The following is a 12,078-nucleotide window of genomic DNA, read 5'->3' on the forward strand; positions in this document are numbered from 1 at the left end:
TCCCGTGCTACGCGGTCTGGTGGCGTTCGCGGCGGACCACTGGGCGGCGGCCTTTCAGGGTGGTGCGGCGCAGGGTGTCGATGACCTCGTCGACGGCGCCGTCCGGGACCTCGACCAGGGCGAACCGGTCGGCGATCTCGATGGCGCCGATGTCGCGGCCGGTCAGTGACGACTCGCCCGTGATGGCGCCGACCAGGTCCTGGGGGCGGATGCCGGCGGCGCGGCCCGCGCCGACGAACAGGCGGGTCATGCCGCCGGTGGGGGCGCGGCGGGCGCCGCCCGTGTCACGGCCCCGGCCGCGGCCATCGGCGTCGCGGACGGCCACGCGGCGGTTCGGGTTGGGGCCGCCCTGGCCCTGGCGGTCGTCGCGGTCGCGGGGCTGGCGGAGGGTGACGTCGGGGATCTCCTCCTCGTCGTTCTCGCCGACGGCGGTCGCCTCGTGCGCGAACTTGACCGCGGCCAGGGCGATCTCCATCGGGTCGAACTCGTCGCCGAGGGACTCGACAATGGCGCGGAAGCGTTCCGTGCCGTCCTCGGCCACCAGGATCTCGTGGAGCTTCGCGCGGGTGAGCTCCATGCGGCGGGCGCGCAGGTCGGCGACGGACGGGACCTTCTCGATGATGATGCGCTGCTTGGTGACGCGCTCGATGGTCTTGAGCATGCGGTGTTCGCGAGGCTCGGCCAGGGTGATGGCGACACCTTCGCGGCCGGCCCGGCCGACGCGGCCGATGCGGTGCACGTATGACTCCGGGGCCGAGGGGACGTCGTAGTTCACCACGTGGGTGAGGTGCTCGACGTCCAGGCCGCGGGCGGCGACGTCGGTGGCGACGAGCAGGTCGGCGGTGCCGTTGCGCAGGCGGGCCATGACCCGGTCGCGCTGTTCCTGACCCATGCCGCCGTGCAGGGCCTCGGCCCGGTACCCCCGGCCGTTCAACGTCTCGGTGAGCTGGTCGACCTCGTCACGGGTGCGGCAGAAGACGATCGCCGCGCCCGGCGCCTCGACGTCCAGGACGCGTCCGAGGGCGGCCGGTTTGTGTGCGCGCGGTACCACATAAGCCATCTGACGGACCAGGGGCGCCTCACCGGCGGGGGTGGGCGTGCGGCCGATCTGGATGCGGACCGGGTCGTTGAGGTGGCTGCTGGCCAGGCCGTCGATGCGGGGCGGCATGGTCGCGGAGAACAGGACGGTCTGGCGGTCCTCGGGGGTCGCGGCCAGGATCGCCTCGATGTCCTCGGCGAAGCCCATGTCGAGCATCTCGTCGGCCTCGTCGAGGACCACGATGTGCAGGTCGTGCAGGCGCAGCGTGCCCCGGCCCAGGTGGTCGAGGGCCCGGCCGGGGGTGGCGACGACGACGTCGACGCCGAACTCCAGCGAGCGCAGCTGGCGGCCGATGGGCTGCCCGCCGTAGATCGGCAGGACGCGGACGCCCAGGTCGCGACCGTACCGATGAATCGCCTCGGAAACCTGCACCGCGAGTTCTCTGGTGGGGACGAGCACCAGCGCGGACGGGTTTTCACCCCCTGGTGCGGGGAGTCGTTGCAAGAGCGGCAAAGCGAAAGCAGCGGTTTTTCCGGTACCGGTTGCTGCCTGGCCGAGCAGATCCCGGCCCTCGAGCATGGGTGGGATGGCCTCGCGCTGGATCGGCGTCGGCTCCTCATACCCCAGGCCGGCCAGGGCTTTCAGGAGTTCGTCGCGCAACCCGAGCTCGCCGAAGCCGGTCACGTCCCCATCATCGAAGCTGGCGGTCACGGGGTGCTCCTCACTCGGGCAATGCAGGCGGCGCTACTAGCATCCCAAACGCCTCGGAGGTACCCCGTGGCGCGGTCGCTGAGTGTGATCTGTGACCGGTTACAGTTTCGAACGTGAGCGACGACTGGCACGACCAGAGGGCTCGGGCGGTGGCCCATCACGGGGCCGAGCTCAACCGGCGCCGCGAGGCCGAGGCCGCCCAGGCGCAGGAGCTGATCGCCGACTTCATCAAGGCCGCGCACGAGGCCGGTCTCGCGCCGGAGTCGCTGCGGGCGCGCTCCTACAGCGGGCGGTCATACCGGACCCCGCTGCGTGGATGGTACCTGAACCCGGCCCGCACGATCGCGATCTCCGACGAGGGCGAGTACTACTCGCTGCTCGTCCCCTCATCGGCGAAAGCCCTGATCACGGGGGCCGACCCGAGCCCGGCCCCGCCCCGGCTCATCGTGGGCGAGGGCGCGCGCGACGGCGAGTCGATGCCCCTGGCCGAGCTGCTGCAGCGCCTGCTCAACCGTTCTTGATGAACTCGGGGGGCACCTCGTCGGTGAGCCACACCCCGTTGTCCGACCGGTAGAATGTGTGCCCACCGCGGGCCATCTCACCCGCGAGCACGGTGAGGATCACGGTCGCGCCTCCGCGTCGAGCGCCGACACGCCGGGCGGTCCCGGTGTCGGGGGACAGGTGCACGTGGTGGCGCCCGCCCCGGTTGATGCCCGTGGCTCGGATCGAAGACAAGGACGCGGCGGCGGTACCGTGAAACAGGAGCTCTGGCGGTGCGGCCTCGGCGAGCCCCAGCTCAACCGGCACCGAGTGCCCCTGGTTGGCCCGGATGCGCTCGACCCCGTCCACGCCCACCGCGACCGCGAACCGCTGCTTGTCGTTCCCGGCGACGACCTCGTCGAGCGTGGCCCGATCGATCCGCATCGCGGCGAGAAACTCAGCGACCGGCACCCATCCACCCGAGTCGAGCACAAGCCCGACCCGCGCAGGCTCATGGCGGAGTGCTTTCGACATCCGCTTACTGATCTTGACTAACTGTGCATGTTCCATATCGACCCCGATTGTGCGCCCTGACCGCGCCCCGGTCACCCCATTTTCCGCGGCCCCGTGTTGCCGCCGCCCGGTCTTACCGGAGTCCGTCCTTTCGCGGCCCGCCCGGCCGCAGCCCGTCGAGGATGACCCCGACGGCGGTCGACCGGGTCTTGGCATCCGGCGCCCACATGGCCGCATGCGAGGCCCCGACCAGCACGGCGATCACCTCAGCCGCCCCGACGTCACGCCGCAGGGCCCCGGCCGCCTGAGCCCGCGAGGCGAGCACGTCGATGGCCGCCAGCAACTCCCCGCGCACGTCCCCCACCACCTGCGTGACATCCACGCCGGCCCCCGACAGCGCATCGGCGAACGCGTTCTTCGTGGCACTCTGCTCGATCACATGCTCGAGGAACCCGAACAGCGCCACCCCCGCATCCCCGTCCTGCGAGGCGCTCCGCGCGTGCTCGACCAGCGCCCGCATCCGCTCGACGAGCACGGCCTCGAGCAGCGCCTCCTTGGTCGGAAAATGCCGGAAGACGGTCCCGATGCCGACTCCCGCCCGCTTGGCCACCGCCTCGGTCGACGCCCCAACCCCCTCAGCCGCGAACACCGCCTCGGCCGCTGCGAGCACCCGGGCCCGATTCCGCCGGGCATCAGCCCGCAACGGCTTGTTGACTTCCGGAGTTTCCACTCCGTATCGTTCAATCGGAGTCACGAGTCCGATTGTACGTTCCGGAGGTCCGCCTTGTTCATCACCGTCCTCCTGGCCCTGGTGGCGGGCTTCTTCGCCGGCAACGGCCTGCCGTACTACGTGCAGGGCAGCCTCGGCGAGGGCCGCAACCCGTCCCCGTTCCCTGACCGCCCGTACGTGAACGTCCTGGTTGGCCTACTGGCCTTCATCATCGCCGGCACGGCCTGGTCATTCGCCAACGTCCAGGCCCACCCGGCCCCCGCCTGGCTCTCAGCCGCGGCCGGCCTACTTGTGGTCGCCTTGATCCACACCCGAACCTGGCGCGACGAAAACCCTTGGGGCAAACGCACAGCCCGCTCGTAGCCGGTCTAGGCGAGGCGAGCCCGCAGGTGCTGTCCGCGCGCCGCCGAGACCTGGGCCGCGACCGCCGCCCGCACCAGTTCACTGCGATGCCGGACATGCCCGCCCGGCCCCGAACTTGGCGCGACGAAAACCCCTGGGGCAAACGCACAGCCCGCTCGTAGCCGGTCTAGGCGAGGCGAGCCCGCAGGTGCTGTCCGCGCGCCGCCGAGACCTGAGCCGCGACCGCCGCCCGCACCAGCTCACTGCGATGCCGGACATGCCCGCCCGGCCCCTCGACCAGCAGATGCGCATGCACCAACTGGTCGACGGCCCCGAGCACGTCATCGAGCTCCAGCCCCCCGGCCGCGGCGACCTGCTCGACCCGCAACGACCCGAGCGCACCCGTCAGCCGAAGGATCTCCCAGGCCGCGGGCGGCATCCACCGCGTACGCTGCCGAGCCAGATGCATGGCCACCTCCTGCGCCAGTTCGGGCGAGAGCTCCCGCGCGGCGGTCACCAAGGCCGGAACCCCGCCACTGGCCTCGAGCAGTTCACCCGGAAGCTCACCCGCCGAGAGCGGCCCGAGCCGCAGGACGAGCCCGGCATCCAGCGCCCCCAACGGCCGGGCCGCGATCGCGGACGGATACCGGTACGACACAGCGACCCGAACCCCCCGCTCCTGCAACCACCGCAGCTCGGCCACCGAGTCGGCGTCAAGATGCTCGGCGTCGTCGATGGCGACAACGGGCCGCACCCCGTCCCGCCCCGGCCGCAGCCGCTCCGCGATCCCGTCGAGCTCACCGGGCAGCAGATGCCGCCGCTCCCGCATGGCCGCGTCGAGCACATCATCGGCCGGCACCCCGAGCTGATGCAGCACCGTACGCAGCCACCCCAGCCGCAACGCCCCACCCGGCCCCGGCCCTCGCCCGACCCCGACCTCGCCTGCGTACAACTCCCGCAACCGCCCCAGCAGCGCCGACTTCCCAGCCCCGGCCGGCCCCGCGACGTGCACGACCCCCGGCCCGTACGCGAGCGCCTCGAGCTCCGCCCCCCGCCCGACGAACGCACTCTCCCCACCCGGCGCGCCCGCCGCAGCGACGACCGGACGGTTCAGCTCGGTAACGGTGGCCATGCTCTCTGCCACGTCCCGGACGACCACCAGGTTCGGTTTCTGCCCCGCCGCCAACTGTCCCCCAGCCGACTCTCCCCCCGCGTCCTCTCCCGCCGCCCCGTCCACCAGATCCCGAACCGCGGCATCCCGCACCGCACCGGCGTACGCAGCTGAACCCCGCGCCGCGAAACCCCGCACGGCGAAACCCTGCGCCGCGCGATCCTGTGCGGCCGGGCCCTGTCCTGCGGATGTCAGTGCGGCCGGAGCTTGCGCCGTGGAAGCCTGCGTCGCGGGACCCTGTGCGGCCGGGCCCTGTCCTGTGGATGTCGGTGCGGCCGGAGCTTGTGCCGCGGGACTCTGCGTCGCGGGACCCTGTGCGGCCGGGCCCTGTCCTGCGGATGTCAGTGCGGCCGGACCCTGCGGCGCGGGATCCTGTGCGGCCGGAGCCTGGCCTGCGGATGTCAGTGCGGCCGGAGCTTGCGCCGTGGGACTCTGCGCCGCGGGATCCTGTGCGGCCGGAGCTTGCCCTGCGGATGTCGGTGCGGCCGGAGCTTGCGCCGTGGAAGCCGTCGCCGCCGGTGTCTGCGGGTCGCGGACAGCCTTCCGCCGATCCCCGCGCCGCCGATCGAACGCCGGCGGCCCGCCCTCCAGCGAGGCGAGCAGCGCATCCCGCAGCGCCGTGGTCGCGCCGGCGGGCGTGATGCCGAGCTGGTCGGTGAGGGCGCGCAGGCACAACTCGTACCACCGCAGCACCTCCTCCTTCCGCCCCTGCCCCGCCGAAGCGCGCATGGCCACCCGGTATCCGCGCTCGGCGAACGGCTCGAGCTCGACCGCCTCCCGCCCCAACCGCAGCGCCCGCCCCGGATCGCCGTCGACGGCCTGCTCGGCCAGGTCGAGCAGCGCCCCGACGAGCACGGCCTTCACCTCGGCCCGGACCGGCAGCGCCCAGTCGGCGTACTCATCCTCGGTGAACGGCAGGTCCCGTGTGAGCCTCACGATCTGCTCGCGGACGTCCGCCCGCCCCGGCTCGTCCTCGGCCACCCGCGCCGCTGCCCGCAGCTCGGCCAGGTCCAGCCGCGCCCGGTCGGTGGCGAACACGTAGCCACCCGCCCGTGTCACGAGGAACGACCTCGATGTCGGCACCCCCGGCTGCAGGGCCCGGCGCAGCACGGACACGTAGTGCTCCAGTGCCGCCGCGTGGTTGCCCGGCAGGTCCTCGCCCCACACCGCGTCCGCGAGCGCGTCCTTGGACTGCACCCGGTCGTGCCGGGCCGCGAGCACGCCCAGCACCTGCCGGGCCCGCCGGGGCAGGTCGTCCCCGGTCAGCCGCCGCCCACCCGCATCGGCGGGGTCGATGATCTCGATACTGCCGAGCACCCGAACGTCCACGCCGCCGCCATCGGCCGCCGCCCAGTGGATATGAGCGCTCCCCCTGGTGCACTTCAGTTATCCCAAAGCCCGACGTCAGCCCGTGGTGCTTCCCTGCGCAGATGAAGCACATCGCCGCGCACGCCGCCCCGACCGCACCCGGCGTCCGTCTCACCTGGCGCATCGTTCTGGCCGCCGCCATGGTCGCCGCGCTGGCCGCCGGTCTGATCACCATCATCGTGTCCGCCTTCGCCTGAAGCCTTGCCGCCGCCTGATTCCGGCGCACCCGGCGTCCGTCTCACCTGGCGCATCGTCCTGGCCGCCGCCATGGTCGCCGCGCTGGCCGTCGGTCTGATCACCACCATCGTGTCCGCCTTCGCCTGAAGCCTTGCCGCCGCCTGATTCCGGCCCGTCATTCCCTCATCGGATCGAGTGCCCGATTCGGTTCACGAATCCGAGGACGAATTTCGGCGCCCACTCCGGGACAATGCTTCAGCAGGCGCGGCAAATCAGCAGAGCGGCGCCAGGCGGGCCGAGCAACGCCAGGCGGGCCGAGCAGCGCCACGCGAGCAGAGCAGCGCCACGCGAGCAGAGCAGCGCCGGGCGAGCCGAGCGGCGCCAGGCGGGCCGAGCGGCGCCACGCGAGCAGAGCAGCGCCACGCGAGCAGAGCAGCGCCGGGCGAGCCGAGCGGCGCCAGGCGGGCCGAGCAGCGCCACGCGAGCAGCGCCACGCGAGCAGAGCGGCGCCAGATCAGCAGAGCGGCAGATCGGCCCGCGCCACGATCAGCGGCGGCGCCGTCATCCGCCACGCCTCGGTGATCAGGTCGCCCAGCTCGTCCTCGTGCGCCTTGCGCAGCCGCACCTGGACCCACCCGATCCGCCCCGACGCGCGCGCCTTCTTGTACGCCCGCGGGTCGTCCTCGACCAGCGCCGCCGTATCCTCCCGCGACGCCTTCACGAGCATGGTCAAGTCCGGCGCGCAGAGGTACGCGAAAGCCTTGTCCCGCACCCGGAACCCGATGTCCTTGCCGTGCTGGCGCTGGTCGACCTCGGGCAGCAGGAGAACCATCCGGAGCGCCTCGTCGACGCTCACCCCGCGTACGGTCCGCAATCCCATGACTCTGGTGTAACAGGACCCTGCGACACTTTTCCTGGGAACCGATTTTCCCCATTTGCCGAGTTTGTCGATCTTTCCCGGCCGAATCCGCATCCCCGCAGCTCGCGGGCCTCGTCGCGAAAAAATGTCGGTGGGGCTCGCTAGTCTGTCGCCCGTCGGGACCGATCACGAGGGGACGACAGCGCGATGACCGAGGACCAGTACGTCACACCGGCCGAGTGGCAGCGGCATCTCCTGCCGCGCCGGGGCGGGCGGCCCGTTCCCTACGTGCCGGAGCCGGGCGCCGCGAAGGTCGTGGCCGCGGCCGTCCAGGCCGACGCCGGCCTCCGGGCGACGCTCACCCACGCGAAGACTCCGCCCGACGTCTCCGCGGCCGGACTGGCCCACCTCGGCGGCGATCCCGGCAGCACCCCGCTCGGCGCCGCCGCCGTGGCCGTGTTCGTGGTCGGGCCGCAGCAGCACACCGACGCCAAAACCAGTAGGGCCATCGCCGACGAGTGGGTCCGCACCCGCGGGCTGGCGTTCGCGGTCAGCGCGGCCGTGGAGCTGGCCGACCTGCGCTGCACCAGCCGGCAGGAGCAGCGTTACGGCGACGTGGTCCCGGCGCCGATCACGCGGTTCGGCCCCGATCGGCCCCCGCAGCACCTCCAGGGCGACGGCGTGTCGCTGCTGCTGCACCGGCTGCGGGTCGCGACCGCGGCGGCGCCGGAAGAGGACTATGCGGCGGCGATCGCGGCCCTCGGTGAGCTGCGGGCGGCGAAACCGGCTCTGCATCAGGCGGTCGTCGCCAGCTTCCTCGCGCCGACCGAGGAGGCCTGGGTCAACCAGGACGTGGGAGCCGTTGTGGGGCGCCAGGGGCATGAGTGGCTGGAGCTGCTGCTCACCACCTGCATCACCCGGCCCGCGGGTCTCCGTGCGCTGTTCACCGGCTACGTGCCCAATTACCTCACGAGCTCGTCCGACTATCTCTACACCGTCGCCGAAGGGCTCGGCGCCGACGGTCTCGACGTGTTCCTGGAGCTGCTGTCGTCCAACGCGGCTTGGGGCGACGGAGTGCGTCTGCTGTTGTCGGTGATGGCGGCGGTACCCTCGGATCCGGCTTTTCTCGCGCTTCTCGAACGGTCGGATTCCAAAGCGGGCTCCCTCGCACTCGGTGAGGCGGCGGATCGCTTCCCGCGCCGGGCCATCCGTCTCCTCGCGACGGCGTCCGGCTCCGGGACCCGCGCTGTAGTGCTCGGCGAGCTGCTCCGCACGCAGGTGATCCGGCATCGGGCCGAGGCCGACGAGGTGGTGGCGACGCTCCCGGAGGCCGCGGCCCGGCGGGTGCAGGCGATCACGGCGCGGCTCGACGCGGTGCGTGAGGCCCCGGCCGAGGCGGTGCCGGCGCTGCTGGCCGCGCCGCCGTGGACCGCCGGTGGCAAACCTCGCAAGCCCATCGTCGTCGCCGGGCTGGAGTGCACAGACCCTCTCGAGGTGCGCTGGGCCGAGGGCGAGCGGGAGGCGTGGCTCAAGTCCCGTCAGGGGTACCGGTCATACGGCCGCCGCGACTTCGACAAGCTCGCACAGGAGATCCGCGCCGGGCGTGGGCGCACCTACGAGGAGATCGGGTTCTTCGAGGCCGCGCCCGAGGCGTTGGCAGTACCACTGCTGGAACACTGGCAGCCGAAGGAGTTCTACAACGCCGAGCACTGGCTGCCGGCGCTCGTGGCGCGCTACGGGCTGCTCGCGGTGCCGGTCGCGCTCGCCGGGGCCTCGTCCGCGGCGGGAGCCGTCGCGCAGGCCCTGCAGCCGGTCACTGGTGCGCCGGTCGCGCCGCTGATGGCGGAGTGGTTCGGGCGGCTCAAGTCGGTGCGGCCGACGGCGGCGGCGTGGCTGCGGCGGCACCCTGAGGCGGCCGCGCGCGGGCTGGTCCCGGTGGCGCTGGGCAAGGCCGGGGCGGCGCGGCGATACGCGGAGCGGGCGCTGTACTTCCTCGCGGGTGAAGGGCATGCCGACGTGATCCGGGCCGCGGCCCGGTGGTACGGGCCGGAGCCGGCCGCCGGGATCGCGGCGCTGCTGGACGCCGACCCGGTGCGGCTGCTGCCGGCGAAGATGCCGGTGGTGCCGGACTGGGCCGACCCGGCGCTGCTGGCGCCGATCGAGCTCGCCGGCGGCGCCGGAAGCCTGCCGGAGCCGGCGGTCGGCTCGGTCCTGACCATCCTGGCGATGTCGCGGCTCGGGGAGCCGTATGCGGGGCTGGCGGTCGTCACGGAGACGTGCACGGCCGGCTCCCTCGCCGAGTTCGCGTGGTCGCTGTTCCAGCGGTGGCAGGTCGCCGGGTTCCCGTCGAAGGAGTCGTGGGTCCTCGACGCGCTCGGGTTCCTCGGCGACGACGACACCGTGCGGCGGCTGGCCCCGCTGATCCGGGCCTGGCCGGGCGAGGGCGGGCACGCGCGGGCCGTCGCCGGGCTGGACGTGCTGGCCGAGATCGGCAGCGACGTGGCGCTGATGCACCTGCACGGCATCGCGGAGAAGGTGAAGTTCCGCGGCCTGAAGGAGAAGGCGCAGGAGAAGATCGCCGAGGTCGCCGACGCCCTCGGGCTGGCGCCCGAGCAGCTCGCGGACCGCCTCGTGCCCGACTTCGGCCTGGAGGCGGACGGGACGCTCGTGCTCGACTACGGGCCGCGCCGGTTCGTGGTGGGCTTCGACGAGCAGCTCAAGCCGTATGTGGCGGACGAGGACGGGAAGCGGCGCAAGGACCTGCCGAAGCCTGGGGCGAAGGACGACCCGGAGCTCGCCCCGGCCGCCGCGGCCCGGTTCGCCGGGCTCAAGAAGGACGTGCGGACGGTCGCGGCCGACCAGATCCGCCGGTTCGAGCGGGCGATGGTGTGGCAGCGGCGATGGACGCCCGAGGAGTTCCGGCGGTTCATCGTCGAGCACCCACTCGTCTGGCACGTGGCCCGGCGCCTGGTCTGGGCGGCATTCGCGGACGGCGGCACCGGGGCCGCGGACGTGCCGCTGGTGAGCCTGCGGATGGCCGAGGACCGCACGCTCGCCGGAGCCGACGACGAGCCCGCGGCGATCCCGGCCGGGGCGCTGATCGGCGTCGCGCATCCGCTGCAGCTCGGGGCCGACCTCGCGGCCTGGGCCGAGGTGTTCGCCGACTACGAGATCCTGCAGCCGTTCGAGCAGCTGTCCCGCGACGCGCAGGCGCTGACCGCGGCGGAGCTGACGGCGACCGAACTGACCCGGCCGGCCGGGGTGAAGGTGCCGACGACGAAGGTCCTCGGCCTGGAGCGGCGCGGCTGGCGGCGGGCGGCGCCGCAGGACGCCGGGGTCCAGCCGGCGATGGAGCGTGACCTGCCCGGCGGCGACGTGCTGATGCTCGACCTGGACCCGGGGATCATCGTCGGGCTCGTCACCGAGTTCGAGCACCAGACACTCGGCACCGCGTTCATCCTGCCCGCGGGCAGTTTCAGCTGGGACCGGCGGCGCGGCAAGCCCTTCAGCACGCTCGATCCGGTGACGGCGTCGGAGATCCTGCGAGACCTGGCGGAGGTGACGGCATGAGCGGGATAGAAGTGGTGGAGGTCGACGGGGCCGAGTCGGTGCAGCGGCCGCCGGCCGAGGTGCGCTACGCGGACGAGCTGCGGAAGCTGGCCGCGGCCGACGACGGGGCGCGGCCGCCGGGGTGGGTGCTCAGCCTCACCGCGGCGCGGCGGTTCGTCGTCGGCGACCCGGGCGCCGGGATCAGCCGCAAGTTCGTCGGCGACCCGTCGCTCATCGACCGGGCGCTGGTCTCCCTGGCCACGAGCCGCGGGCTGATGCTGGTCGGCGAGCCCGGCACCGCCAAGTCGCTGCTGTCGGAGCTGCTCGCCGCGGCCGTGAGCGGCGTGTCGACGCTGACCATCCAGGGCGGCGCTGCGACGACCGAGGACCAGATCAAGTACAGCTGGAACTATGCCCTGCTCGTCGCCGAAGGGCCGTCGACCCGGTCCCTGGTGCGGGCGCCGCTGCTGCGGGGCATGGCCGAGGGGCGCACGGTGCGGTTCGAGGAGATCACCCGCTGCCCGCTCGAGGTCCAGGACAGTCTGCTGTCGCCGCTGTCCGACCGGGTCCTCGCCATCCCGGAGCTGACCGGGCCGGATGCGATGGTGTTCGCCCGGGACGGGTTCAACGTCATCGCCACCGCCAACACCCGCGACCGTGGCGTCAACGAGATGAGCGCCGCCCTCAAGCGCCGGTTCAACTTCGAGACCGTGTTCCCGATCCCCGACCTGCAGACCGAGCTCGCGCTCGTCGAGGCCGAGGCGGGTGCGCTGCTGCGGCGCTCCGGGGTGACCGCGCCGCCGCGGCGGGACGTCCTCGAGGTGCTGGTCACCACGTTCCGGGAGCTGCGGACCGGGCGCACCTCGCGGGGCGACGCGATGGACCGGCTGACGGCGGTGATGAGCACGGCCGAGGCGGTGTCGGTCGCGCACGCGGTGGGGCTGCGCGGGTGGTTCCTGCGCGGCGAGCCGGGGACCGCGGCCGACCTGGTGTCGTGCCTCGCCGGCACGGCCGCCAAGGACAGCCCGGAGGATCTGGCGAAGCTGCGGCGATACCTCGAGCAGCAGGTGAGCTGGCGCCCCGGTGAGCAGTGGCGGGCCTTGCACGCCGCCCGGCACCAGCTGCCGGGCTGAGGTGCG

At 73.0% G+C, this 12,078-nt stretch carries 11 protein-coding genes; 6 read left to right on the forward strand and 5 right to left on the reverse strand.

The window, feature by feature from the left end:
• Positions 1–7: 7 nt before the first annotated feature.
• Entirely contained in the window at positions 8–1,750 is a 1,743-nt protein-coding gene (locus ACIA8L_RS18000; RefSeq protein ID WP_395905649.1) for a DEAD/DEAH box helicase, read from the reverse strand.
• 113 nt (positions 1,751–1,863) lie between these two features.
• Here ACIA8L_RS18000 and ACIA8L_RS18005 point away from each other — a divergent pair, with 113 nt between their 5' ends.
• Positions 1,864–2,271, forward strand: coding sequence for a hypothetical protein (locus ACIA8L_RS18005; protein ID WP_395905651.1), 408 nt, complete (start codon positions 1,864–1,866; stop codon positions 2,269–2,271).
• On the opposite strand, the gene ACIA8L_RS18010 is transcribed toward ACIA8L_RS18005, so the two are convergent.
• A complete protein-coding gene (locus ACIA8L_RS18010; protein WP_395906322.1) occupies positions 2,258–2,800 on the reverse strand; it encodes an RNA 2'-phosphotransferase in 543 nt (180 codons plus the stop codon). The two genes, ACIA8L_RS18005 and ACIA8L_RS18010, sit on opposite strands and share 14 nt — an antisense overlap.
• Before the next feature lie 76 nt (positions 2,801–2,876).
• The gene (locus tag ACIA8L_RS18015) at positions 2,877–3,497 is read right to left on the reverse strand and encodes a TetR/AcrR family transcriptional regulator (protein ID WP_395905653.1); all 621 of its coding nucleotides are present in this window, start codon (positions 3,495–3,497) and stop codon (positions 2,877–2,879) included.
• 30 nt (positions 3,498–3,527) lie between these two features.
• Between ACIA8L_RS18015 and ACIA8L_RS18020 the strand changes: the two genes are divergently transcribed.
• Positions 3,528–3,836: a hypothetical protein gene (locus ACIA8L_RS18020; protein ID WP_395905655.1), complete on the forward strand. Its 309-nt coding sequence runs from the start codon at positions 3,528–3,530 to the stop codon at positions 3,834–3,836.
• 166 nt (positions 3,837–4,002) lie between these two features.
• Here ACIA8L_RS18020 and ACIA8L_RS18025 read toward each other — a convergent pair whose 3' ends face one another.
• Entirely contained in the window at positions 4,003–6,315 is a 2,313-nt protein-coding gene (locus ACIA8L_RS18025) for a BTAD domain-containing putative transcriptional regulator (RefSeq protein ID WP_395905657.1), read from the reverse strand.
• A 101-nt stretch (positions 6,316–6,416) separates the two neighbouring features.
• Here ACIA8L_RS18025 and ACIA8L_RS18030 point away from each other — a divergent pair, with 101 nt between their 5' ends.
• Together ACIA8L_RS18030 and ACIA8L_RS18035 are read left to right on the forward strand one after the other, a co-directional pair.
• The gene (locus ACIA8L_RS18030; protein WP_395905659.1) at positions 6,417–6,551 is read left to right on the forward strand and encodes a hypothetical protein; all 135 of its coding nucleotides are present in this window, start codon (positions 6,417–6,419) and stop codon (positions 6,549–6,551) included.
• 4 nt (positions 6,552–6,555) lie between these two features.
• The gene (locus ACIA8L_RS18035) at positions 6,556–6,678 is read left to right on the forward strand and encodes a hypothetical protein (RefSeq protein ID WP_395905660.1); all 123 of its coding nucleotides are present in this window, start codon (positions 6,556–6,558) and stop codon (positions 6,676–6,678) included.
• A gap of 367 nt (positions 6,679–7,045) precedes the next feature.
• Here the strand turns inward: ACIA8L_RS18035 and ACIA8L_RS18040 are convergent, their stop codons facing one another.
• Positions 7,046–7,387 (reverse strand): MmcQ/YjbR family DNA-binding protein, encoded by a 342-nt coding sequence (locus ACIA8L_RS18040; RefSeq protein ID WP_395905662.1) that lies wholly within the window; start codon positions 7,385–7,387, stop codon positions 7,046–7,048.
• A gap of 210 nt (positions 7,388–7,597) precedes the next feature.
• On the opposite strand from ACIA8L_RS18040, the gene ACIA8L_RS18045 reads away from it, so the two are divergent.
• Both ACIA8L_RS18045 and ACIA8L_RS18050 read left to right on the forward strand, forming a co-directional pair.
• Positions 7,598–10,960 carry a DUF4132 domain-containing protein gene (locus ACIA8L_RS18045; protein ID WP_395905664.1) on the forward strand — a complete coding sequence of 1,121 codons (3,363 nt, stop codon included), beginning with the start codon at positions 7,598–7,600 and terminating at the stop codon, positions 10,958–10,960.
• A complete protein-coding gene (locus ACIA8L_RS18050) occupies positions 10,957–12,072 on the forward strand; it encodes an AAA family ATPase (protein WP_395905666.1) in 1,116 nt (371 codons plus the stop codon). Before ACIA8L_RS18045 ends, ACIA8L_RS18050 begins: the two co-directional genes overlap by 4 nt.
• Positions 12,073–12,078: the final 6 nt, after the last annotated feature.

This window comes from Dactylosporangium sp. NPDC051541 (genome assembly GCF_044454505.1).
GTDB lineage: Bacteria > Actinomycetota > Actinomycetes > Mycobacteriales > Micromonosporaceae > Dactylosporangium.

What these genes read in the sequence shown, in the direction of transcription:
- ACIA8L_RS18010 (WP_395906322.1), bottom strand. Translation starts at nt 2,800, where the DNA reads ATGGAACATGCACAGTTAGTCAAGATCAGTAAGCGGATGTCGAAAGCA.
- ACIA8L_RS18030 (WP_395905659.1), top strand. Translation starts at nt 6,417, where the DNA reads ATGAAGCACATCGCCGCGCACGCCGCCCCGACCGCACCCGGCGTCCGT.
- ACIA8L_RS18045 (WP_395905664.1), top strand. Translation starts at nt 7,598, where the DNA reads ATGACCGAGGACCAGTACGTCACACCGGCCGAGTGGCAGCGGCATCTC.
- ACIA8L_RS18050 (WP_395905666.1), top strand. Translation starts at nt 10,957, where the DNA reads ATGAGCGGGATAGAAGTGGTGGAGGTCGACGGGGCCGAGTCGGTGCAG.